This window comes from Staphylococcus cohnii species complex 1663, assembly GCF_041008415.1.
Lineage (GTDB): Bacteria > Bacillota > Bacilli > Staphylococcales > Staphylococcaceae > Staphylococcus > Staphylococcus ureilyticus.
In genome coordinates this window covers 387,527-412,318 of the sequence record NZ_JBFDVL010000001.1, presented here as the reverse complement: position 1 = coordinate 412,318, position 24,792 = coordinate 387,527, and the positions used below count along the sequence as shown (strand labels likewise).

The window sequence follows — 24,792 nt, the reverse complement described above, 5'->3', positions numbered from 1 at the left end:
GTGTTATCAATAACACGTTGTTTTGATTCAACATTTAATGTTGAAATCGGAATTAACGTTGACATATTGCAATTCAGTTTTCAATGTTCATTTGTTTCAATCACAAGAATCAATTCTACAGGTTTTGATTTTAAAAGTCAAGAACTTTTTAAAATTAATTTTAAAGCTTGTTTTGAAATATTGTTTTGTGTGTCGTTTTGTTTCGTCCGACAAGTAAATACTATACACGCTTAAAACGCTTTGAACAACAGTAAAATTTACACTTTTATGTAAAACCAAAAGCATAACTTCTTCAATTCACATACTTTAAAATCTCGAAAAATACATAAAGTTCGTTTTTATTACTTCGTCATGAGGTTTGTTATCGAAAAACAGCTGATAAACCTCTATAAAACAAACTTTACTATTTATTAAAATTCTTTTCGAAAAATTAAAGCTACCTTAAAAAAGGTAGCTTCGGTTTCATTTGAATTTACAATTGAGCATTTACTACATCTCTGTTCTGCCCATAATCGCTTTTGATAGGGTTACTTCATCCGCGTATTCTAAATCTCCGCCGACAGAAAGTCCTTGCGCTAATCGAGTTACTGTTAGACCAATTGGTTTGACCAGTCTTGATATATACATTGCTGTTGACTCACCTTCCAAATTGGGGTTCATCGCTAAGATTAACTCTTTCACTTCGTCATTTTTCAAACGATTAATCAGACTTGGAATATTAATATCTTCCGGTCCTATGCCATCCATCGGAGAAATAGAACCATGTAACACATGGTACAAGCCTTTATATTCACGCATTTTTTCCATAGCGATTACATCTTTATCGTCCTCAACTACACAAATAATTGAGCGATCTCTCTGTTTATCCTGGCAAATATAACATGGATCTTGCTCAGTAATATGCCCGCATTCACTACAATAGGTAAGTTCTCGTTTAACATCGACTAAAGCTTTAGCAAATTGAACGACATCGTCTTCTTTCATATCTAATACATGAAACGCCAGACGTTGGGCTGTTTTAGGCCCAATGCCTGGCAGTTTCATGAAACTGTCGATAAGTTTGGATATTGGTTCTGGATAGTGCATACAATCACATTCCAGGAATATTTAAGCCTTGTGTATGCTTACCTAAGCGTTCTTGAGTAAGTTCATCAGCTTTATTCATCGCTTCATTAGTAGCAGCAATAACTAAATCTTGTAACATTTCAATGTCATCTGGATCAACTGCTTCTTCTTTAATTTCTACATCGAGAACTTCTTTGTGACCTGATACTGTGACAGTCACCATGCCACCGCCAGCCGTACCTTGTACTTTTTCTTCTTTTAATTTTTCTTGCTCTTCATTCATTTTCTTTTGCATTTTCTGCATTTGTTTCATCATTTGTTGCATATTTCCGCCACCGCGCATATATTTATCCTCCTTAAAAACTTCAATCTCAACTGATTGTATTTCATCTTTTGTCTCATTATACATGCCTTTTAATTCATTGTCATGTATCACTCTTCATCTATGACATTTACTGTATTTTCTCCAAATAAGTCCTTCGCCTTTTGAACGACATCAACATCTTCAGGTGACGTTGTTGTCGCTGTTCTGTTTTCCTCGGCACTTGTACCTTGTTTACGATTTTGAAGATATTCTGTCCTTACCCTCATCCACTGGTCTGCTGGGACACCGACTACTTTCACTGTTTTATCTATAATGTTACATACTACGTTCTCAATATTCTCTCTTTTTTCATCATCTTTATTTACAATCTCACAATGTATTTCTTCTTCGAATTTAATCAGTACATGGGTTTCACTTGCTGCCACTGGTTCTGAATTTTGAAGAAGACTTACTAATGACTTCATATCATTACTCTTAGCGTGATCTATAACTTCTTGCCAGTGGTCTTTAAGTTGCTTAATATCTTCTTTGTTAGCTTTGTCTAACACTTTGGCTATTTGTTGCATTGAAAATGCATTTTTCGATTGTGGACCTTTACTAGCTGTTTTTTTAGCTTGTGGTTTGGCACTGTTAGCTACGACGCCCTGTGATTTTAAAGTTTTTAATTCATTTTCTAATTGTTCCATTCGCTGTAACAATACTTCATTATTAGGCTCACTGGCTACACTCGTTGTAGCAACAGTTTGCACATTTTCAGGTTCTCCTTTAATCATTTCTGCTATTTTAACTAATAATACTTCAAAATGAACGCTTTGATTGACACTAAATCTGATTGAAACAAGCGTATCATTAATCACGTCAATCATTTTATATAAAGTATCCAAGTCAAAATGCATCAGTGCATCATATTCAGAGTCCATATTAGATGTCTTATTCATAATGGTATCTCTTACAAAATAAATCATATCGTTAATCAAGCGATTTACTTCTTTACCTTGTGCAATAAATTGATGGTAAGTTGAAAATGCAGTTTTTACATCTCCTTCAACTACCTCTTTCAGTAAATCATTCAACGCTTGAGCATCTACACTACCAGTTACATTCAACGCGTCTTGTAATGTAAGGTGTTCATCGCCAAAAGCGATTGCTTGGTCCATAATGCTTAGCGCGTCTCGCATACCGCCTTCAGAAGCTTTAGCGATAAAATCTAAGGCTCCATGATCATATTCTATCTCTTGATTGTCTGCTACGAATTGCAAACGTTCTACAATTTCATCATGGCTAATTGCTTTAAAATCAAATCTTTGCGCTCTTGAAATAATTGTCGGAGGTATTTTATGTGGTTCAGTAGTCGCCAAAATAAAGATTGCATGGGCTGGTGGTTCTTCTAAAGTTTTCAATAACGCATTGAAAGCGCCTGTTGTTAACATATGAACTTCATCTATAATGTATACTTTGAATTTTGATTCACTTGGTGCGTATTTAACTTTATCTCTGATATTTCTAATTTCATCCACACCATTATTACTAGCAGCATCTATTTCAATCACATCTGAATTCGTTCCGCGCGTAATACCTGTACAAATAGCGCATTCATTACAAGGTTCTCCATCAGAACGTTCTAGACAGTTGATAGCTTTCGCGAATACTTTTGCGATACTTGTTTTACCTGTTCCTCTAGGTCCACTAAAAATATACGCATGTGATTGTTTTCCTTTTGAAATTGCGTTGCGCAATGTTTTAGTTACATGTTCTTGGCCAACTACATCTTCAAAACTTTGGGGCCTGAACATTCTATATAAAGCTTGATAATTCACCTTTGCACCTCCAATAACATTCAACAACTATTATATCACTGTGCTTTATATTTTGAATATTAATTAAATGCCTCTGGATAAACTACATTACCATTTGGTTGCTCAACAAGTTGTTCCCACAAGAATTTAACCATAAAATATTTCGATGGCACATCAAATGGACTATAAATTTGATAACGGCTCGCCTCTTCATAACCTAACATACCATAATATCCAGGATCTCCAAGTACAATGATTGTCGTATAATCTTGCGCTTTTGCACGTTCCTCCACTGCTTGGACAAGGGCTTTACCTATACCTTTACCTCTGTATTTCGGCAATACGGATAAAGGGGCTAACGCTAAGGCGGTAAAGCGTGTTTCATCGTTAATAATCTCTATTTCCGAAAGCATCACATGACCAACGACATCACCTTCATCTGTCTTAGCAACAACTTCCAATTCGTAATTATATTCTGTCGACGCTCTAATTTTCAAAACTAAATCTTGTTCATCATGGTTAGACTCTACGACGTTTTCAAAAGCGGTTTTTATTTCCTCTAAACTTGCGTCATAGTCATTTTCAGTTAATGTACTTAAATAAATTTGCATATGTCGTTCCTCCAAATTCACTAAATTCAATTTTCAGCAGTTACAATCAGAATGATATCGTTGCAGTTCGTTCAATTAAATTAATGTATCGCTCTTATTTTAATATAAAAAAAGAGTGACTGCTATCAAAAGATAAGTCACTCATAATATATGGTTAATTGTATTTATTTAAAAATTAAAACCGTGCACCTTCGCTTCGAATACGTATCATAAACGTAACCAAAGTCGACAGCTAAATCTCGGCAACCCTACGGCACATATGATAATCCACTTAATGCTGCTTCCGTCAGGACCTGACATGGTTCATGGGTTCATATTGCATAGGACCGAAATCTTCAAACACTACGTGCTTTGGGCAGACTTCACAAAAACGTAGCCTCAGCGAAGGAATTAAGTCTCGCATAAAGCGGATTTCGAGTACAGGGAACCGCTACCTCCCCACCTAGCACGGCAAGATATATCATACTATAAGGTAATGACTGATTGCAAGTCATACAATTCATTATTTTATAACTTATTTCATTAAATTTTATGACGTCTCGAAAAATCGTTAAACTTAAATTCTGTAGCTAAATGTTTGGAAATATTATATTGAAATTTTGTCGTATCCTTTAAATGGACGATTCCTCGGACCGTAGCAGTATACGACGGCGTTACATCTCCAAATATTTCATATTCTAAATCACCAAATGATTCAAAAGTGATAGATTTATTAGAGTAACTAATTTCTAGTTTCAATGTTTGTTCTATATAATGGTACAACGAATCTTTAGCAATATGCATCGTTATATTAGGAACGATTTTTTCTACTAAATAATCTTCATCTATAATTTTCACACGATGATCAATCTTTCGCGTTCGTATAATATGCCACAATGTCTCACTCTGACGCAAGCCCAAAGCGCTTTTTACTTCTGGCGCTTCACTAGCAGGTATGCGTTCTAATAATCTAACTTCAGTCTCGTGACTCAAACCTAACCCTTGTTGAACTTCCCTGAAACTGGTTAAATTCGCAAATGGGAATTCTGTAATGCCTTGATAGATGACAACTGAACCTTTACCTTTTATTTTCTGAATCATGCCATCTCTAACAAGTAGATTAAGCGCTTTGCGCACAGTTTCGCGAGAAGCATTATAGTCGAATACCAATTCATTTTCTGAGGGCAATTGAGCGCCATAGGGTAACTTTGATTCGATGATATCTGTGCGTAAATTTTCATAAATCGCAATAAATTTTTTCTGTTTCATGTGATTTCACTCACTGCCTTTTACTTTAAATTATTGTCTAACTACTATGGCACCAAATCCATCTATTAAGCCATTCTCAATCGACCCATTTTGTAACATGACTTGCCCATCAACGTTTAACGCTTTTGGTATTTCAACTTTTGCTTTTGAAAAGTTAGCAATCACCAACCATGTTTCATCTTCATGATGACGCTTATAAATAAACAATTCATCGTGATCCATGTAAAGTGGCTCAATATTTCCATAAGTTATAATATCATATTCGTGACGTAGCTTTATTAATTTTCTATATGTTTGTAAAATAGATTGGTCGTCTTCTATAGCTGCTTCAACGTTAATTTCCTTATAATTATCAGGAATATCAATCCAAGGTGTACCGGAAGTAAAACCTGCATTTTCACCATTTGTCCACTGTACAGGTGTACGAGAATTATCACGAGATTTTTGTCCTAAAATCGTTAGAATCTCTGCTACTGGATAACCTTCACCTTTTAACTTATGATATGCATTTAAAGATTCTATATCTCTATACTGGTCTATATCATTAAAATGAGGATCTGTCATGCCAATTTCTTCACCTTGATAAATATACGGCGTGCCTTGGAGCATGTGCAAGACGATGGCTAACATTTTAGCACTACTTTGACGTAAGGCTTCAGTCGAATCATCACCGAACCGCGTTACCACACGTGGTTGATCATGATTGCACCAAAAAATGGCATTCCATCCGCCACCATTATAAATGCCTATTTGCCATTCCATTAATATTTCTTTTAATTTATGGAAATCTAATTTAGCGTTTGTCCATTTTTCGCCATCAATATAGTCTACTTTTAAATGATGGAAATTAAACACACTACTTAGCTCTTGACGTGCAGGATCCGTATACTGGATACAATTTTCAATCGTTGTTGAAGACATCTCACCCACCGTCATCATATCTTTACTACCAAATGTCTGCTGATTCATTTCATGTAAATATTCATGCACACGTGGCCCATCAGTGTAAAATTCCTTCCCTACCTTTTCTGAATTTTTAAATTCACCTTTTGATATTAAGTTAATGACATCGAATCTAAAACCGTCTACGCCAAAGTCAATCCAATAATTAATTACTTTATAAAGTTCCCGACGTACTTCTGGATTATCCCAATTTAAATCTGCTTGTGTTACATCGAATAAATGTAGGTAATATTCATCCGTTTTGTCATCGTATTTCCAAGCATTACCACCAAACTTCGATTCCCAATTAGTTGGTGGTTGATTATCCGCTGACCGCTTAAAGAAATAGTAGTCTCTGTACGGGTTACTTTTATCTGAATATGCTTGTTTAAACCATTCATGTTCTGTAGAAGTATGGTTAATGACGATATCCATCATTATTTTTAAATCGCGTCGATGCGCTTCAGCAATCAACCTTTTTAAGTCTTCAATCGTGCCAAATTGTTCGTTCACTTTATAATAATCACTAATGTCATAACCATTATCATTCATAGGTGATTCATAAATAGGCGTTAACCAAATATAATCCACACCCAGATATTGTAGATAATCTAACTTTTCAATTACGCCGTTTAAATCTCCCTCACCATTACCTGTCGTATCATTAAATGATTTGGGATAAATTTGATAAACTACCGATTTTCTCCAATCATTGACTACCATTTGATTACCACCTTATCTTTGTATTTTAAATTAAGAAACTCGCTAAACAAACTTAGCGAGTTTAGTTGTACTTATCTATTTGCATTAACTATTCTTCTACTATTTCTTTCGCTTCTTCTTTACTAAATTTCGAGAAGATTACAGTTAATATTGCTGGTACTACCATTGCCAGAACAGTACCTATGCCATAAATGAGCCAAAAATCTTTTTTAATAGAAATGATAGCTGGTACACCACCAACGCCAACATTACCTAAGACACCGATTGCACCTATGATAGCACCTATCACACCTGAAGTTAAAATCGCTGCAACAAAAGGATATTTCAACGGTAAGTTCACACCAAACAACGCTGGTTCAGTAACACCTAAGAAACCTGATACGCCAGAAGTCATTGCCAAGCCTTGTTCTTTTGCCATTTTACGTCTTTTATAGACGAACCATGCACCGAATGCAGCCGAACCTTGACAAATATTTGAAATCGCTAAGATAGGCCACAAATATGTTCCTTTAAGACTGCTTCCCATCAGTTGGAAATCAACCGCTAAGAACATATGGTGTAAACCTGTAATCACTAGAGGTGCGTAGAAGAATCCATAAATTGCGCCACCTAACCAGCCTATATGTTCAAACACAAATGTCACACCGTTTGTAATCCCTGTTCCTAGCCATAAAGCAATTGGTCCTATAACGATAAAGGCTAAGAAACCAGTGATTAATAAGGCGACGGGACCAACAACTAACATCTTGATTGAATCATGCACATATTTACTTAAGAATTTTTCAATTTGCGCTAATACATAAGATGCTAATAAAATTGGTAAGACCTGACCTTGATAATTCAGTTGTTTAATTTCTAAACCAAAGATATGCCACGCCGGAATGTTACCTTTACCTATGTCATATTGTGAAGCGAGTTGCGGATTCATTAAAATCAGACCTAATACCAAACCGAGTATTTGACTCCCGCCAAACACACGCATACTACTCCAACCAATTAAAGCCGGTAAGAATATGAAGGCAGTATTCGCGATAACATTAATGATATCTGCAAAGTCCCCTAGCTGTGGATATTGTGCCACCAATGCCTGCTTCCCAAACAAGTCTTCCATCGTTAATACATTATAAATCCCTAATAATAAACCAGCAGTTACGATAGCTGGTAAAATCGGAATAAAGATATCTCCCAATAACTTAACCAATCTTTGTATAGGATTGCCTTTTTGAGCTGCCGCTGCTTTAGCATCATCTTTAGAGGCACTTTCTGCCCCAGTTTCTTCAATAAATTGTTTATAAACTTCATCAACAGTACCTGGTCCAATTACAATTTGATATTGATTGTCAGCTTTGAATTGTCCTTTAACCAAATCATTGTTACTCAGACTCTCTTTATCTACCTTATCATCATCTTTCAAAACAAGTCGCAAACGCGTCACACAGTGTGTTGCTGTGTCCAAGTTTTCTTTGCCCCCAATAGCCTTGACGATATCTTGAACATCTTTCTTTTTAACAGCCATGATGATTCCCTCCCTTAAACTTTAATATTATCCAGAGTATAACTTGTATAGACAAGTTTTGCAAAGGCTTTCACTCAACTCACAAAAAAGGTCTATACGGAAATTAATTTTTAATTTCCGTATAGACCTACTTCAAAAAATATATTGTTTTGCATTTGATGTAATCATTGCATTATGTTTAATAACCTGTGACACAAGCAATAGTAAGACGATATTCACTATTCGTCTATTTTTCTTCATCATTGACTTTAAAAACAAAAAAGACAAACACTTTATATTAAATAAACGTTTGCCTACTATATTTATTAGTCTTGGTATTTAATGATAATGGCGGAGGAAGAGGGATTCGAACCCCCGCGGGCCGTTAAGCCCCTGTCGGTTTTCAAGACCGATCCCTTCAGCCGGACTTGGGTATTCCTCCAAATGAACACAATAATTATAATATTATAGCCCATTAAAAAAGTCAATTATAATTAAAGTATTACACCAATGTTTTTTCATTTAGGAATTCATCCACTGCACGAGCGACTGCTCTTCCTTCTTGAATAGCCCAAACAACAAGACTTTGACCTCTTCTTGCATCACCTGCCGCGAAAATTTTTGATTGATTCGTTTTAAAATCTTTATTATCTGCGACAATTTTATTTCTTTCAGTTTGTATATCAAAAGCATGTGGCACAGTAGTTTCTGTACCAATAAATCCAATGGATAACAATACCAAATCAGCTGGCCAATGACGTTCTGTACCATCGACAACCACCATACCATCCTCTGTTTCTTCAAGTATTTGTGTATAAACGCCTGTTACATTACCAATACGATCCACTTCGTAACGCATCGTTTGCACACCATATGCTCGTGGTTCAAAACCAAAACGCGCTTTATATTCGTTATGCGCATAATCCATTTTAAACACAGGCATTGCCAACGGCCAATACGTATTTTCATCAAATTCAATGGCTTCTGGTTGCTTCGTGTATTTGTTAAATTGAACGATAGATTTACAATTTTCTCTCAATGCAGTTGCCACACAATCTGCACCTGTGTCACCTGCACCAATGACAATCACATTTTTTCCTTCTGCGGAAATGGACGGCGTTTCAATTTCACCATTTAAATATTCGCCTTGTTCTGTTAAGTAATCCATAGCAAAGTGAATACCCATGCCCATTCGGCCTTCTAATGGTAAATCGCGAGCATTTTGTGAGCCTGTACAAATAATAATGGCATCAAATTGTTCCTCTAAACTTTCTTTGCTGATGTCTACCCCTATTTCCGTATCAGTGATAAAGGTGATACCAGATTGTTCCATTAATTTAATTCTACGTCGCACGACCGCTTTATCTAGTTTCATATTGGGGATCCCGTACATTAACAACCCGCCTGCTTCACGCGCACGTTCATATACAGTTACCCAATAACCTAATTTATTCAATTCATCTGCAGCTGTTAAGCCAGCCGGACCGCTTCCTACTATCGCTACTGATGCTGCTTTGCGCTCACTTGGTATCTTAGGTTCGACCCAACCATTTTCAAAAGCTTCATCTATAACGGTACGTTCAATCCCTTTTATCGCAACAGATGCTCTATTTATCTTCATTACGCACGATTGTTCACATGGTGCCGGACATACGCGTCCAGTAAATTCTGGGAAGTTATTTGTCTCGTTCAACCGTTCATATGCTGTCTTGAAGTCTTTTTGGTACACTAAGTCATTCCATTCAGGAATGTAATTCCCAATAGGACAACCAATTGTTTCTCTACCATGTGGCTCACCTGTCTGACAAAATGGTGTGCCACAATCCATGCATCTCGCACCTTGTTCTGATGCTTCTTCTTTGGTAAACCTCTGCTGAAAGGGTGCGTGTCCTTTCAAACGTTCTACTAAAGACAATTCAGGCAAGGGTTGTTTGTCATAACTCATAAATCCTTTAAATTCCCCCATACTCAGTCCCCCTTCAATTTAATACACAGCCGTTAATTGTTGTGCTGGTTCTAAATGTGTTCTCTTGTCATTAAAAGCATTCAATAACGCTTCATCTTGCTGGTTAGATTCGCGCTTTTGCAATTCAATTTTTTGCATCATTAATTTATAATCTTTTGGTATGACTTTTACTACTTGATCAACTACAGATTCAAAATGCTCTAATATATTTTTAGCTTTAGTACTATTTGTATAAAGTAAATGGTCTTCTAACATTTCTTTTACAACATTTTTTTCTGCTTCAACAGTGATTTCGTCGAAGTCTAAACTGTCTAATTGATGCGCTTCTTTAAATTTTTCAACATCAGATGGGAAGATATAAGCGACGCCCCCACTCATACCTTGACCAAAGTTCTTCCCGACATCTCCAAGCACAATGACACGTCCACCTGTCATATATTCAAGACCATGATCACCAATACCTTCAACAACTACTTGTACACCACTATTTCTAATACAGAATCGTTCACCAGCTTTACCATTAATAAAGGCTTTGCCATATGATGCACCATAGAAACAAACATTGCCAATTATAATTTCTGATTCTCGTTGTTGCGTCGGTGCCTTAACAATCACTTTACCGCCAGAAAGTCCTTTACCTACATAATCGTTAGCATCACCCGTGTGATGTATTGTTAATCCTTGAGGTATATAGGCACCTAAACTTTGACCAGCATGCCCTACCGTATTGACATAAATACGATCCTCAGGCAAACCGTCGGCACCGTGGATATCAGTAATCATACTGCCAGTAATAACACCCACGTCTCGTTGTTCATTTTTTACAACATAATTGCCAGTAAATGACTTATGTTGCTCAATTGCTGATTGAGCATCAGGTAATAGTTGCGTTAAATCGAAACCTTCATCAAGATGATGATTTTGCACTATATTTTTATATCTTTCACCGTCGTGCTGATATAATAATGCTTCTACATTCATAGAAGCAGCTTTAGGTCTTTGTTGAGATAAATTATCTTTTCGTTTTAATAAGTCTGTGCGACCCACCAATTCATCTACCGTGCGTAATCCAAGTTCGGCTAATATCTCCCTTAATTCCTCAGCAACAAAATGCATAAAATTAACCACGTGATCTGCTCTACCATTAAATAACGCGCGTAAATCTTGGTTTTGAGTAGCAATACCTACTGGACATGTATCTTTATGACATACACGCATCATGACACAGCCAAGTACGACTAAAGGTGCTGTTGCAAAACCAAATTCTTCAGCTCCCAACGCACACGCATATGCCACGTCTTTACCTGTAAGTAATTTGCCGTCTGTTTCTACAATCACTCTCGACCTTAAATTATTCATCATCAGAGTTTGATGTGTCTCTGCTAAGCCAATTTCCCAAGGGACACCTGCGTGTTGGATACTTGTTTTAGGAGAAGCACCCGTCCCACCATCATATCCACTAATCACAATTTTATCTGCATAAGCTTTAGCTACACCTGCTGCAATTGTTCCGACACCAGTTTTAGATACGAGCTTCACTGTGATATTTGCGTTTTTATTAGCATTTTTCAAATCATGAATTAATTGTGCTAAGTCTTCAATTGAATAAATATCATGATGAGGCGGCGGGGAAATCAAGCCAATACCCGGCGTAGACCCTCTGACTTCAGCAATCCACGGATAAACTTTAGAACCAGGCAACTGCCCGCCTTCCCCTGGTTTAGCTCCCTGAGCTACCTTGATTTGTATTTCTTTGGCATGTTGTAAGTAGTGACTCGTCACTCCAAATCTTCCGGAAGCAACTTGTTTGATTGCACTAGATCGATTTCGACCCTCATCATCCACCACAAATCGTTCTGGGTTTTCTCCGCCTTCACCACTATTACTTTTACCACCCATTTGATTCATTGCTTCAGCAAGTGTTTGATGTGCTTCTTCAGAAATAGAGCCATAACTCATCGCACCTGTATTAAAACGTTTAACGATTTCAGTCGTTGCTTCTACTTCATTGATATCAATCGGGTCTTGTTTTTTAAATTCCATTAAATGACGAATATGATCTGTACGTTGATGATTGACTTCATTTGAAAATGTTTTGAACTGTTTATAATCATTCAAACGACACGCATGTTGTAGTAAGTGAATTGTCGTCGGGTTAAATGCGTGATGTTGACCTTGTTTACGCCATTGAAACGTACTGCCAGATTCCAAGTACTCGCTCTCAGATGATTGTCTTGCTTTATTTTCTTTATCTATCAAGTTTATATCGATACCAGATAACTTGGTTTGTGTACCTGTAAAATACTGGTCAACCACATCTTGCGACAAACCTACCGCTTCAAAAATTTGTGCTCCTTGGTAACTTTGAACGGTAGAAATGCCCATTTTAGCCATTACTTTTATGACACCTTCTGACAAAGTATCTGTATATGTTTGGACATTTTCAGTAACCTCTCCGTTTAAGCGTCCTTTATCTACTAAATTTTCTATTGTACGTTGCGCTAGATATGGTACGACTGCATTCGCCCCATACCCTAATAAACACGCTACATGATGCACCTCTCTCGTTTCACCAGAAAGTGCGATGATGCTTGTGCGCATGCGTAAACCTTTTCTGATTAATAACTGATGCACATGACTGACCGCAAGCAATATTGGCATTGCATAACCTTGCTCTTCTACTAATACACGGTCATCTAAGACAATGATTTCATAGCCATCTTTTACTGATTGAATTGCTTGTTCCCCTAAATGGTCTAACGCCGATTCTAAATTTTCTTGATACAATGTTGATAAATGCTTAACTTTAAACCTACTGTCGTCAATCGTTTTTAATTGCGCCTCAGTTAGCACCGGTTTTTTCAATTGAATTCTGTTCAACACATCTTCATTAGGATTTAGTAAATTACCTTCTGAACCTAGATAAGACAATTCACTTGTCACTATTTTTTCTCTATATGCATCAATTGGCGGATTGGTAACTTGTGCAAAAAGTTGTTTAAAATAATTAAATAACGATTCATCTTTTTCATTTAAAACAGCAATTGGAACATCATACCCCATAGCACCAATTGGATCTTTCTTACTTTCAATTAATTCTGTCATATATTTGTCGATTTCTTCTTTCGTATAAACAAATTGCTTTTGTAACCTTGTTAAAGTTGTTTCATCCCAATCCGATGGTGTCACTTTTACATGATTTAAATCTAAGTCTATTTTAAATTGATTTAGCCAATTCTCATATGGTAATTCATCAGCGATACGTGCTTTTAATTCATTATTATCAACTACTTTTTGTTGTTGAAAATCAACTAATAATAATTTACCTGGATTGAGTTGGCCTTTAAAAGCAACTTGTTCTTCCGGTACATCTACAACACCCACTTCTGACGAAAAAACAATGTAATTATCTTTAGTGATTGTATAACGTCCTGGACGCAAGCCATTTCTATCTGTTAGCGCACCAATTTTCTCCCCATTACAAAAAGAAATCATTGTCGGGCCATCCCACGGTTCCATTAGGTAACTATAATATTCATAAAAAGCACGGACATTATTGTCATTCGCCGTATTATAAAGCCAAGGCTCCGGTATCATTAACATCGCTGCTCTTTCTGGTTCCATTGCTAAAGATAAAAATTCTAATGCGTTGTCTACAATAGCAGAGTCACTACCGTCTTCATCAATGATTTCCTCTACTTTATGTTTGTTTTCACCAAAAATACTTTCAATGAGATCATTTTGTCTTGCGCGCATCCAATTTACGTTACCTTTAATGGTATTAATCTCCCCATTATGCATTAATAATCGGTTGGGGTGTGCACGTTTCCAACTCGGAAAGGTATTTGTACTAAAACGGGAATGTACAAGTCCAAGTTTTGATATATAATGCTCATCATTTAAATCTTGAAAGAGTTTCTTAATTTGATCAGAACGCAACCACCCTTTATAGACGATTGTTTTATGAGACAAACTTGTAAAATATAAATCTATTTGTTGTTTTTTAGCATATAATTCAATTTGCTTACGTGCTAAAAACAATGCTTTTTCTATATGCGTTTGATTATTTAAGGCGATGAATACCTGTTGTATATATGGCATTGTTTGAGCTACATGTTCGGCAATGGCATTGATATCAACTGGTACGTCTCTATAACCAATAACATTCAATCCTTCGCTTTCAAAGTAACGATTAAACGTTGCTTCATGCTTTGAATTTTTTATCTTCTCATTTGAAAAAAACATGCCTACTGCATAATGACCTTCTTCCGGTAATTCAAAATCTGTTTGTTCAGAAAAATACCCAAAAGGAATCTCTGTCATGATACCGGCACCATCACCAGTTATACCATCTGCACCAATTCCTCCACGATGATCTAACCTACGTAGCATTTCCAATGACTTTTCAACGATATCGTGTGACCTTTCATTATTCATATTGGCATAGAATCCAATACCACATGCATCGTGCTCTTCACGACTATCATATAACCCCAATTGCTTACCATATTCGATCATAACCCTCACCTCTTTTTCGAAAATTCTGAATATTAAATAAGTATAGTAAACTATATAGTAATACATTAATCTATTCAATATATAAAATAGATGATATTATTCTAATAATTCGAATAATATTAATATGTTGGGGATGGTTATATGGAAATTAAACAATTGAAATATTTTATAGAAGTTGCAAAAAGAGAACATTTATCAGATGCTGCATTAGAACTTAACATTGCTCAATCTGCCATAAGCAGGCAAATTACATTATTAGAAAAAGAGTTACAAGTGACGTTGTTTAACAGAGAAGGACGTAACATACACATTACCGAAGAAGGACAACAATTATTTTCTGAAGCAACCAAGATTATCGAACAACTTGATAACACAGTACGTTTATTTCATAACCAATCTGAAACAGAGCATTATATTATACGTATTGGTTACGTTGAAAGCTATATAACGCAGGTATTAACCTTATTAATGCAATCCTTTGAAAACGAAAGTACATCTATCATTCAGCCTATTTTAATGGAAGAGGACGATATATTTGGAGCTTTGCTCACAGATAAAATTGATATTGCTTTTACTACTATGTCAGATGAACTCAAACAACACCGTTCTTTAAAAGTAAGTCCTTTATTTGAAGAAACATTTCATGTCTATGTACCTAAAGATGACCCCATCACTATGGCTACAAATCCACCTTTAGTACAATTTTCGAATAAATCTATTTACGAATTATATCCATTACCAACGAAAATCAGACAAGCATTAGTAAAAACAACCAAAACACCTATACAAACGATCACACATCCTCAACTAGCAGAATATATCCTAAGCAAATCGCGTGGTTACATCGTCACAGCTTCTTATCATTTGCTAACAAAAAATCTACAAAAATGGGAAAAAATATCATTAGAACATACTGCATTGAAAAGAACTATTTGCCAAGTTGTTCGACTAGACAATCGAAAACACGATTTACAATTTTTATTAGAACTCATTGATAAATTATTAAGTAGAAGCACAACTTATCATTAATCGTATGCATAAAACTTTTGAATTTAAATCGTTGTGAGCGTATAATCGCATTGTCTATATAGAGAGGACTGAAACAAAACAATGCCTTTTAAAACGTTATTTAAACGGCCTTTTGATTGGGTCGTCTTGATATTCATGATCTTATTTTTAGCTGTATTTATTTTCACATTTTTCAATGACAGATTTTACGATACACCAATCGGTCAAATCACAAAAATCGAAAATAAATCCACATCACACATTACGGATGATAATCACAATAAAGATACTAAATATAACCAAACCCTAACACTTAAAATTTTAAACGGGAAGTTCAAGGGGCAAACGACGAAGATACCACACCATTACATCGCATCACAAGCTGATAGTGAAGCATTCTCCAAACACAACAAAGTTTTGTTACACATTGGCAAGCATCTAGGTGATACTTATATCATAGAAAAGAAACGAGATAGCCTCGTCGTTATGATAACTGGAATATTTTTATTAACCGTTTTACTGGTAGGTCGAAAAATCGGTTTACAATCGATACTGTCTTTAGTTTTCAATACTATTGTTGTGCTCTTGGCTATCTACTTACACAGTAAATTCCCGAATTTAAACTTATTTGCACTTATGAGTATCGGTGTCATTTTCAGCACGATATTCACTTTACTCTTAGTTACTGGTTGGCGATGGCGAACGTCAATTACGATAGCAAGCACTTTATTAGGGACTTTTATTTGTGTTGGTGCTACCCAATTAGTTATTGAATTAACAGGCGGTGCTGGCTTAAAGTTTGAAACTATGAGTTTCTTAACTTTGCCTCCTAAGGACGTTTTCCTCGCTTCTGTTATGATTGGCACACTCGGTGCTGTCATGGATGTTGCTATCACAATAGCAAGTGGCATGGCTGAAATATTACGCAGAACGCCTAACATCAACATGACTCGTTGGGCGCTCGCAGGACGTAATATTGGCCAAGATATTATGGGGACAATGACAAATATCTTATTATTTTCATATTTATCTGGTAGTCTTCCAATGTTTCTTATATATCTTAAAAATGCCAATACAGTTACTTATACAATTTCCATGAATTGGTCATTAGAAATTTCCCGGGCAATTACTGGTGGTATTGGCATTGTTTTAACTATTCCAATCACTATTTTATTAATGCAATTATGGTTTAAAATGCGAGGTGCTAATCAGTGAGCGTCATAACAATCTTAGGTTTTATACTTTTCTTATTAATGGCAATCTTTGGAGGAAAAAAAGGAATCATCTCTTATTTAACACTCTTTTTAAATTTTGTCATATTATTAATCACTGTTATTATCATTATGCTCGGTGCACCTATTTATCTTGTAACACTGATATTCTGTATCGTTATCGCAGCATGTAATTTATTCGTTTTAAATAGTTACAATACAAAAACCAAAGCAGCATTTTGCGCGACGATTATTACTACTTTATGCTTGATAGTCGGCATTTATTTATCAGTATCTATCGGACATTTACAAGGATTTACGACCGAGCAACAAGATGAAACGTATATTTTTTCTATGAATATTGGCATTGATATGGTGAAATTCATGGTGTTCACAGTAGTGCTTGCCGTCATAGCTGCGGTGATTGATTTAGCAATAACAATCAGTTCACCCATGTATGAGCTATACGAAACCAACCCAACTTTATCAAGCAAAGCATTGTTTCAATCTGGTATGCGGGTAGGACGTGAAATTTTAGCTACATCTGCAAACACAATTTATCTAGCCTATTTTGGTGGGCAATTAACGTTATTCTTTTGGTTTTTTAGATTGAACTATTCTTTTGGACATATCATCAATTCTAAAATCTTCGCACAAGAATTTATATCCATTCTTCTAGGTGGTATCGCTGTTGCAATCAGCATCCCTATTACTGCTTGGATAACTGCACTTTTAATTAAATATCAAAAAAAGCGTCATCCAGAACACACACATCAATCGTCACATTAAAAAGTGAAAAGGAAGTGGGACATCATTAAATGCCTCCCACTTCCTTCTTAAATTTGTATAATTATATGATGCATACATACTAATTTTTATAATTAAAGCTTTTTTCCATCCTACAATGGCACAAATTTTTCAGCTTTTATTTGTGAATTTAACTTTCCAAGCGTTTTTTCAACGCAATGATATCATTTAAAGTTCTTGCAATTTTTCATTTAATAACCGTATTTTACGTTCTCGTAACTTTGTGTAATATGCGATATCCTCTTCTCTTGTTTGCAGTGGGAATATATAATAAATATCTTGATAAAAATCAATATTAAATTTAGTACGTCTACCTTCCAATACAATTCTCGAACTACTAGGTTGTGCTAAGGATAATTCATATTTGGGCATCACACTATGGTACACATTGACTATCTTCCCATCTTTGATTAAATCAGAAGTATTGATAAATTTAATCTCTATATGGTTTTCATTCGCTAAACTTCTCGTTAATAATGCTAACATAATGTCACAAAACATAATTGTCATAATCCCTTTGTTTTCAAAAGGAGGTGCCACCTCTAATTTTTCAATGTATACCTTTTCAGTTTCATCAAAATGATCAAATCTAGAACTAAATGTATCGTAAGCTTCATTTTCATATCTAGTAATAACGCTTGTCGCAATATAATCAAATGAAGTACCTTTCAAATAATAGTAACATTCCCCAAAATCTACGAACCTTTGATATGTAAAAGGTTTTATTTCTTCATTAAAATTTTTACACATAATATTAAATGGACTCACATTTTGGCTCACATTGTTACGTTTTATAAGCATAAAATAACCTCCTATTACATTGTTTTTCATCATAATAGTTGGCTATCGCAATACTCGCTGTCGACACACATAGAAAAACACCCCACATCAAATGTGAAGTGCCAAAGCTCATGTTTACTTTTCAACTTAAGAACAATGATTATTAATCAATAAAATAATCTACTATTTATGTCATGCTAAACTTTTAAAAATCAAACTTCTACAAAGTATCATCTAAACTTATGACAGCAGACAACATTAATAAATGACTTTCAACCATAATATCTATTAAGCTCTACGTACAATCTCATATGCGAAGCACTTGCAAAAGCCAATCTTAACGGTTTAAAAATGATTTTTCATAAACCAAACTGCACATCAAGAAGTTCAAATAAAAATCTTCGGTTCATATTGTCTATTCAATCTAATCATGCTTGAGCAATTCAGTTTAACAGCTTATACATTCAAAATAATCATATCCTTATTTTATATTATTTATATATTTAACATTTAATAACCAACCATAGCAGATTTTCATATTTAAATAAACATAATTGATTCATCTAAATTTAAATAATTATAATATATTTTTAATTCTGCGTTTAAAATCTTCAAATTTAATTATAGTTATCAATTTTTTACTCTTATTTATTTTCCATTTGTAACTCTATTACGCAACCACATTTATCAAGTTTTTCACGTAAAAAAACGTCGCAAAGTCTAACAAACTCTGTTAGCTTTTACGACGCAACTTTTAATTTCAACAACTTTGTTTCATTATGTAGACAGGTTTGTTTTCTAATAACGTTTCCCCTACGATTTCATAATGATTTTGAATATAAAGTTTTCTAGCCAAATGGTTATCTGTATTAACCGCTAAATAAATTTCATTGATCGTCGGATAATACCGCTTGATATATTGAGGCAATGCTTGCATAACCTTTTTACCGTACCCGAATCCTCGATATTGACTATCCACACTAAAAGATCTAAAAAATATTGCATTTGGGTTTGTAGAATAAGGTTTGATCCCTTCTCCTTCATGTAACGTAAAAAAGCCAACACATCGGTCTTTGTCATCATACACTAACGTAGGGTGACGTTCTTGATCTCGATTTGCTAAATCAATATTTTCCAAAGGGGTTTTAGTGAATTTACGATCTTCTTCCAACAACGTAAATTTCTCTAAATCAGAAAATAACAATGTATGATACGGTCTTAATTTCACCATTTTAGATACCGCTTCTTTAGCATATTCAATCCATGTAAGCACGGCAGGTGCAATGTTTTCTGTTTCATCTTTTTTTATCCACTTTATATCAGTAATTTCTTGTGCTGGTTTTACTGATGACCAATCAATTTCAAAAGATGTTGAAAAACAATTTAACTCCGTCTTTTTATCTTTTTGGGGATAAGCATCTCCTACAATTTTCCCCATATATGTAAAAGTTTCTTCCGAGATATCCAACTGTAATTCCTCTTGTAATTCTCTTCGTAAAGCTTGTTTTAGGGATTCTCCTGAATCTATTTTTCCACCTGGAAAATAATATTTATTTCTGTTTCTAGCTTGTACTAATAACAACTTGTCATCTGATTCAACTACTAAGCATACACATTTAATCATAACTAACGTCTCCACTCCCCCTCATGAATAAACATCATAATCAAACTATTTTTGTACTTTCAGCACTTATGTTATCATATTTTCTTCCTTGAAAACATTTGGTATCTCTCTCACCATAGAGTTTAATTTATTTAATGTTATAATAATAAAACGGATTTTATAAAATGGAGGATTTCATTCATGGCTAAAAAAACAAAAATTAACCGCATTTCAAATACAATTAATTTCATAGGTATTGCCGTAGAAGGCTTTAATTGGTATGCATATCAATCAAAAAATAAAAAATTACTATACACGAGCATGGCTATTACAAGTGTGGGTGCAGTCTTAGATTTCTACACTGCCTTAAAATCACCTAAGAAATTTGCTAAAATATTTTCAACATTCACTTTGGCAAGTACGTTGTTCTCAACTGCCAAGCGTATAAAATCATTACGTCAAGAACCATAAATATAAACCGCACATCAATGTGTTGTAAAATTTCATAAAAGCAAAACAAACGTCAATTTCTATATAATTAATAGAAATTGACGTTTATGCGTGAGTGTCAAAAATATTTATTTCTTCGACAGCTTTAATGAATATATTTATATGAACTTACTTGAGATGCTGGAATTGTTCTATAAGTGACGATGCCAGGCGAAGCACTGTAGTTCATTTCAGAAACCGTAATACTACCATTTGAATTTACAGATTCTACAAATGCTACATGTCCATAATATCCAAGGTCACTTTGTAAGATTGACCCTACAGTTGCTCTATGATCTACTGTGTAGCCATCTCCTGGTGCAGCGTTGTCCCAATTATTAGCATTCCACCAATAAGTACTAATCCCTTTACCGATTTGAGCACGTTTATTAAATACATGCCATGTACACTGACCCCAGTCATATAAATTTGAATGATTGAATACCGGCGTTTTATAGCCAGTTGAACCTGTTGAGCCACTAGATGACGATGCAGTACCAGATACTTTTAATTTTTGTCCTGGATAGATATTAAAGTTTTTAAGACCATTCAAACTCATGATTTTTTGATAAGTCGTACCGTATTTAGCTGCAATCGCCGATAATGAATCGCCTGATTTCACTGTGTATGTCGTTGTGCTACCTGATGCAGTTGAACCACTTGTTGACGTAGATGTTGATCCAGATACTTTTAATTTCTGACCTGGATAGATTGTAAAATTCGAGAGTCCATTTAAACTCATAATTTTTTGGTATGTCGTCCCATGTTTTGCAGCAATCGATGACAATGAATCACCTGATTTCACTGTATATGTTGTCGCACTTGAGCTACTTGTTGAAGTGCTTGAAGTTGTAGTCCCTGACACTTTCAATGTTTGATTTGGAAAAATCACATTCGATGTCAAATTATTCAATGATTTCAATTTTGCTATTGAAATATTATATTTATTCGCTATTGACCAAAGAGAATCGCCACTTTTGACTTTGTATGTTGTAGCTGCATCTGCATTTGCAGAGTTAATAGCTGCAAGCGCACTTGTCCCAATTACAGTTGCTATTATTTTTTTATGCACTTATGTTAACCTCCCAAATATAAATCCGATACTTTTCGTTTCCATCACGCTTACTATTATACAATTTAATTTAACACTTTTGTATATAATTTATATGACATTATTATTACAAAGTAAACCTTTTGTTATTTCTAATGAAACATGGCTTTGAAAACTGTATATTTCAGTCAAATGTTTTTATATCTATATCTTTAATATTAAAATAACGATGTAAAAAGTATTTATAATTTTCAGATGTTATATTTTTCTTTTCCTTTTGACCATGATGTGTAATTGTTATATGATCATTCGACATTGTCACCCTACCATATGGCATTGCTTTACTAATTAACAGTTTCTGTACAAAAATAGATGATTCATTATTTTGATTAAACGCTATACCTGGTTCAAAATCTGCCAGTTCTCTAGGTTCATCTTTAAATTGATATTGCGTCTGCCATTTATAATCAACTTCTTTCTTCATTTCAAATGTATGGTCACTTACTTTACTTACCTTAAACTCACCGTTCACATCATAAACAGGTTGCTCATCATGTGCAATAGGTATGGCTGCTTTAGGTATATCCGCGTAACCGACATCAACTAAATATTTTTTCTGATTCAATATAACGATTAATGCCATATGTGAACCTTCCATGGCCCAGCCTGAACCATTATAAATTGTCGCAGAAACCATATAAACGTTATAGCCTTTACTTGTTAAATATTCACAAAACAATCTGTTTTGTTCATAACAATAACCACCTCTATGTTGGTTCACAATTTTATCTATCATTGATTCATTATCTAAAGCAATAGGTTGTCCATTCTGCACATTAATATTTTCAAATGGCACATTCAATACATATCTTTCAATATAATAGTTCAATGTTTCTAAGTGATTGCCATGATCTGTATGTGTGTCTATCTCTAAATAATTTTCTAATACGTTAAAATTAGTCATACAACTCCTCCATTTCTTAATAGCTTAAAAATAAGCTCGATACTCACGATGCATGAATTCAATTAGAAGTAACAAGCAAACCAGGAATTTTAAGTACATCAAAAAGCATCTTCAACTTAAACTCGATCAACCCCACTCATTCACTCAAAACAACAAAAATATAGTTATTCTAAGTTATGTATAATTTTCTTCAATATATTCTATAATTTTATATGATAAGGGGTAATAATGATTATAGGCAATCTTTTGATATTGACATCAATTAAATAAATAGATATTGTGTATGTCTATACATTTGTATAGCTAATCTAATAATTTTTACACATTTTGGCACCTCACGGTTTAGTGATATGTATGAACGTTTAAGCGTCACACTGCTTGGTGTTTATTATTAATTTTCAGACTATTCTTAATATATTATGTTTTTTATTTTGGAGGGGATTATTTGAGCAAGGAACAATCGCAAAATCAACAACCAAACGATTTACGAATTCGCAGCAAAGTGATTAGTGAAGGTGTAAGTCGTACACCAAATCGATCTTATTTACGTGCACTTGGTTTTGAAGATGAAGATTTTGAAAAGCCTATGATAGGTGTCGCTAGTACATGGAGTGAAGTCACACCATGTAATATGCACATCGACGGTCTCGCTCGTGCAACTAAACGCGGTATAAGCGAATCCGGAGGTTCACCATTGATTTTTAATACGATAACAGTTTCAGATGGTATCTCCATGGGCACAGATGGTATGCGTTTCTCATTGCCAAGTCGTGAAATCATTGCTGATTCAATTGAATCTGTAGTCAACGCAGAAAATTTAGATGGCGTAGTAGCAATCGGTGGCTGTGATAAAAACATGCCAGGATGTATGATTGGTATCGCTCGTCTTAATTTACCCGCTGTCTTTGTATATGGCGGTACTATATTACCCGGAAAATTAGATGGTAAAGATTTGGATGCCGTATCTGCTTTTGAAGGTGTGGGACAATACAATAATGGAGAAATAGATAAGGCAGCATTACATAAAGTAGAGTGCGCTGCTTGCCCTGGTGCTGGTGCTTGTGGCGGGATGTTTACTGCGAATACAATGTCCTCTGCCATTGAAGCTATGGGAATGAGCTTACCTGGAAGTGCGTCTCACCCAGCTGTATCAACTAATAAATCTAAAGATAGTCGTGCAGCAGGCAAAGCTGTTTATCATTTATTGGAACAAGGTATATATCCTAAAGATATCATGACCAAAGAAGCATTTGAAAATGCAATTACTGTTGTCATGGCATTAGGTGGGTCTACAAATGCGATTTTACATTTACTAGCTATTGCGCATACTATTGACGTAGATTTGACACTTGATGATTTTGAAAAAATACGTAAACGCGTACCGCATATTGCTGATTTAAGACCTAGCGGCAAATACGTCATGGCACATCTTGATGAAGTAGGTGGCGTGCCAGGCGTAATGAAATTATTACATGAAAAAGGGTTAATTCATGGAGATTGTTTAACAGTTACTGGGAAAACCGTTGCTGAAAACTTAGCTCAACAACCTAGCCTTTCTGACGATAAAGCCATCATTAATTTTGATCAGCCTAAACATCCTACGGGTCCACTTGTTATTTTAAAAGGTAATCTAGCACCTGAGGGCGCAGTAGCCAAAATTTCAGGTTTAAGTGTGACTTATATTAAAGGACCTGCTAAGGTTTTTGATTCAGAACCTGCAGCAACAAAAGCCATACTCAATGACGATATACAACCTGGAGATGTTGTGGTGATTCGCTATGCTGGACCAAAAGGGGCGCCTGGTATGCCAGAAATGCTATCAGCTTCTTCTATTTTAGTAGGAAAAGGATTAGGTGAATCTGTAGCATTGCTAACAGACGGACGTTTTTCAGGTGGTTCACATGGTCTAGTAGTTGGTCACGCTGCTCCAGAATCCCAAGCAGGCGGCCCAATGGCATTACTTCAAGAAGACGACATCATTACCATTGACGCTAAAAATTTAGAAATTAGTTTTGATATTTCTGATGAAGAGCTAGAACGTCGCCGCAATGCATGGCAAGCACCACCACTAAAAGAAACACGTGGTACTTTAGCAAAATATGCCAAACTCGTATCATCTGCTTCAAAAGGTGCAATTACTGACTAATGCATCACATTTGTTTAATACCATTCTATAATTAATGTTAAAAG

Annotated in this window: 18 protein-coding genes, 1 tRNA gene and 1 other RNA gene; 5 read left to right on the top strand and 15 right to left on the bottom strand. The window is 35.1% G+C overall.

Annotated features, from left to right (window positions below; translation table 11 throughout):
* Positions 1 to 489 precede the first annotated feature (489 nt).
* The 11 genes from recR to gltB all read right to left on the bottom strand — a co-directional run bounded on the left by recR (position 490) and on the right by gltB (position 14,689).
* Positions 490 to 1,086, bottom strand: coding sequence for a recombination mediator RecR (gene recR / locus AB1J10_RS01910; RefSeq protein WP_046206986.1), 597 nt, complete (start codon positions 1,084 to 1,086; stop codon positions 490 to 492).
* A gap of 4 nt (positions 1,087 to 1,090) precedes the next feature.
* Complete coding sequence (locus AB1J10_RS01905) at positions 1,091 to 1,408, bottom strand: YbaB/EbfC family nucleoid-associated protein (protein WP_026034724.1); 318 nt, start codon at positions 1,406 to 1,408, stop codon at positions 1,091 to 1,093.
* Between the two features lie 89 nt (positions 1,409 to 1,497).
* Positions 1,498 to 3,207: a DNA polymerase III subunit gamma/tau gene (gene dnaX, locus AB1J10_RS01900; protein WP_046206987.1), complete on the bottom strand. Its 1,710-nt coding sequence runs from the start codon at positions 3,205 to 3,207 to the stop codon at positions 1,498 to 1,500.
* Positions 3,208 to 3,266: 59 nt separating this feature from the next.
* On the bottom strand, positions 3,267 to 3,797 hold the full coding sequence (locus tag AB1J10_RS01895) for a GNAT family N-acetyltransferase (RefSeq protein WP_046206988.1): 531 nt from the start codon (positions 3,795 to 3,797) through the stop codon (positions 3,267 to 3,269).
* 181 nt (positions 3,798 to 3,978) lie between these two features.
* An RNA gene (gene ffs / locus AB1J10_RS01890) (signal recognition particle sRNA large type) lies at positions 3,979 to 4,248 on the bottom strand.
* A gap of 71 nt (positions 4,249 to 4,319) precedes the next feature.
* Positions 4,320 to 5,045 carry a trehalose operon repressor gene (gene treR / locus AB1J10_RS01885; protein WP_070038301.1) on the bottom strand — a complete coding sequence of 242 codons (726 nt, stop codon included), beginning with the start codon at positions 5,043 to 5,045 and terminating at the stop codon, positions 4,320 to 4,322.
* Between the two features lie 30 nt (positions 5,046 to 5,075).
* Positions 5,076 to 6,710 (bottom strand): alpha,alpha-phosphotrehalase, encoded by a 1,635-nt coding sequence (gene treC / locus AB1J10_RS01880; RefSeq protein ID WP_070038305.1) that lies wholly within the window; start codon positions 6,708 to 6,710, stop codon positions 5,076 to 5,078.
* Between the two features lie 88 nt (positions 6,711 to 6,798).
* The gene (gene treP / locus AB1J10_RS01875) at positions 6,799 to 8,226 is read right to left on the bottom strand and encodes a PTS system trehalose-specific EIIBC component (RefSeq protein WP_064209969.1); all 1,428 of its coding nucleotides are present in this window, start codon (positions 8,224 to 8,226) and stop codon (positions 6,799 to 6,801) included.
* Positions 8,227 to 8,554: 328 nt separating this feature from the next.
* Positions 8,555 to 8,647, bottom strand: a tRNA-Ser gene (locus AB1J10_RS01870).
* A gap of 60 nt (positions 8,648 to 8,707) precedes the next feature.
* Positions 8,708 to 10,171, bottom strand: coding sequence for a glutamate synthase subunit beta (locus tag AB1J10_RS01865; protein WP_070038308.1), 1,464 nt, complete (start codon positions 10,169 to 10,171; stop codon positions 8,708 to 8,710).
* A gap of 18 nt (positions 10,172 to 10,189) precedes the next feature.
* Complete coding sequence (gene gltB / locus AB1J10_RS01860; RefSeq protein ID WP_070038311.1) at positions 10,190 to 14,689, bottom strand: glutamate synthase large subunit; 4,500 nt, start codon at positions 14,687 to 14,689, stop codon at positions 10,190 to 10,192.
* Positions 14,690 to 14,830: 141 nt separating this feature from the next.
* Between gltB and gltC the strand changes: the two genes are divergently transcribed.
* The 3 genes from gltC (at position 14,831) to AB1J10_RS01845 (ending at position 17,697) form a co-directional block, all read left to right on the top strand.
* Positions 14,831 to 15,718 carry a glutamate biosynthesis transcriptional regulator GltC gene (gltC, locus tag AB1J10_RS01855; RefSeq protein WP_070038313.1) on the top strand — a complete coding sequence of 296 codons (888 nt, stop codon included), beginning with the start codon at positions 14,831 to 14,833 and terminating at the stop codon, positions 15,716 to 15,718.
* Between the two features lie 81 nt (positions 15,719 to 15,799).
* A complete protein-coding gene (locus AB1J10_RS01850; protein WP_046206995.1) occupies positions 15,800 to 16,912 on the top strand; it encodes a YibE/F family protein in 1,113 nt (370 codons plus the stop codon).
* Positions 16,909 to 17,697: a YibE/F family protein gene (locus AB1J10_RS01845; RefSeq protein WP_046206996.1), complete on the top strand. Its 789-nt coding sequence runs from the start codon at positions 16,909 to 16,911 to the stop codon at positions 17,695 to 17,697. Before AB1J10_RS01850 ends, AB1J10_RS01845 begins: the two co-directional genes overlap by 4 nt.
* A 186-nt stretch (positions 17,698 to 17,883) precedes the next feature.
* On the opposite strand, the gene AB1J10_RS01840 is transcribed toward AB1J10_RS01845, so the two are convergent.
* Both AB1J10_RS01840 and AB1J10_RS01835 read right to left on the bottom strand, forming a co-directional pair.
* Positions 17,884 to 18,516 (bottom strand): hypothetical protein, encoded by a 633-nt coding sequence (locus tag AB1J10_RS01840; protein WP_070038314.1) that lies wholly within the window; start codon positions 18,514 to 18,516, stop codon positions 17,884 to 17,886.
* 739 nt (positions 18,517 to 19,255) lie between these two features.
* Positions 19,256 to 20,119, bottom strand: coding sequence for a GNAT family N-acetyltransferase (locus AB1J10_RS01835; protein ID WP_081338775.1), 864 nt, complete (start codon positions 20,117 to 20,119; stop codon positions 19,256 to 19,258).
* Positions 20,120 to 20,299: 180 nt separating this feature from the next.
* Here AB1J10_RS01835 and AB1J10_RS01830 point away from each other — a divergent pair, with 180 nt between their 5' ends.
* A complete protein-coding gene (locus AB1J10_RS01830; RefSeq protein ID WP_019467864.1) occupies positions 20,300 to 20,569 on the top strand; it encodes a hypothetical protein in 270 nt (89 codons plus the stop codon).
* A gap of 124 nt (positions 20,570 to 20,693) precedes the next feature.
* Here AB1J10_RS01830 and AB1J10_RS01825 read toward each other — a convergent pair whose 3' ends face one another.
* Both AB1J10_RS01825 and AB1J10_RS01820 read right to left on the bottom strand, forming a co-directional pair.
* Positions 20,694 to 21,659, bottom strand: a complete 966-nt coding sequence (locus AB1J10_RS01825; RefSeq protein WP_046207001.1) for a LysM peptidoglycan-binding domain-containing protein — start codon at positions 21,657 to 21,659, stop codon at positions 20,694 to 20,696.
* Between the two features lie 163 nt (positions 21,660 to 21,822).
* On the bottom strand, positions 21,823 to 22,602 hold the full coding sequence (locus AB1J10_RS01820; RefSeq protein ID WP_070038316.1) for an arylamine N-acetyltransferase family protein: 780 nt from the start codon (positions 22,600 to 22,602) through the stop codon (positions 21,823 to 21,825).
* A 445-nt stretch (positions 22,603 to 23,047) separates the two neighbouring features.
* Between AB1J10_RS01820 and ilvD the strand changes: the two genes are divergently transcribed.
* Positions 23,048 to 24,748, top strand: a complete 1,701-nt coding sequence (ilvD, locus tag AB1J10_RS01815) for a dihydroxy-acid dehydratase (RefSeq protein ID WP_064209961.1) — start codon at positions 23,048 to 23,050, stop codon at positions 24,746 to 24,748.
* Positions 24,749 to 24,792: the final 44 nt, after the last annotated feature.

Excerpts from the sequence above, each read along its gene's own strand:
- gltB (WP_070038311.1), bottom strand. The coding sequence starts at position 14,689 with ATGATCGAATATGGTAAGCAATTGGGGTTATATGATAGTCGTGAAGAG.
- recR (WP_046206986.1), bottom strand. The coding sequence starts at position 1,086 with ATGCACTATCCAGAACCAATATCCAAACTTATCGACAGTTTCATGAAA.
- treC (WP_070038305.1), bottom strand. The coding sequence starts at position 6,710 with ATGGTAGTCAATGATTGGAGAAAATCGGTAGTTTATCAAATTTATCCC.
- gltC (WP_070038313.1), top strand. The coding sequence starts at position 14,831 with ATGGAAATTAAACAATTGAAATATTTTATAGAAGTTGCAAAAAGAGAA.
- AB1J10_RS01895 (WP_046206988.1), bottom strand. The coding sequence starts at position 3,797 with ATGCAAATTTATTTAAGTACATTAACTGAAAATGACTATGACGCAAGT.
- AB1J10_RS01835 (WP_081338775.1), bottom strand. The coding sequence starts at position 20,119 with ATGATTAAATGTGTATGCTTAGTAGTTGAATCAGATGACAAGTTGTTA.
- AB1J10_RS01865 (WP_070038308.1), bottom strand. The coding sequence starts at position 10,171 with ATGGGGGAATTTAAAGGATTTATGAGTTATGACAAACAACCCTTGCCT.
- AB1J10_RS01830 (WP_019467864.1), top strand. The coding sequence starts at position 20,300 with ATGGCTAAAAAAACAAAAATTAACCGCATTTCAAATACAATTAATTTC.
- treP (WP_064209969.1), bottom strand. The coding sequence starts at position 8,226 with ATGGCTGTTAAAAAGAAAGATGTTCAAGATATCGTCAAGGCTATTGGG.
- AB1J10_RS01840 (WP_070038314.1), bottom strand. The coding sequence starts at position 18,516 with ATGCTTATAAAACGTAACAATGTGAGCCAAAATGTGAGTCCATTTAAT.
- AB1J10_RS01850 (WP_046206995.1), top strand. The coding sequence starts at position 15,800 with ATGCCTTTTAAAACGTTATTTAAACGGCCTTTTGATTGGGTCGTCTTG.
- AB1J10_RS01905 (WP_026034724.1), bottom strand. The coding sequence starts at position 1,408 with ATGCGCGGTGGCGGAAATATGCAACAAATGATGAAACAAATGCAGAAA.
- treR (WP_070038301.1), bottom strand. The coding sequence starts at position 5,045 with ATGAAACAGAAAAAATTTATTGCGATTTATGAAAATTTACGCACAGAT.
- AB1J10_RS01820 (WP_070038316.1), bottom strand. The coding sequence starts at position 22,602 with ATGACTAATTTTAACGTATTAGAAAATTATTTAGAGATAGACACACAT.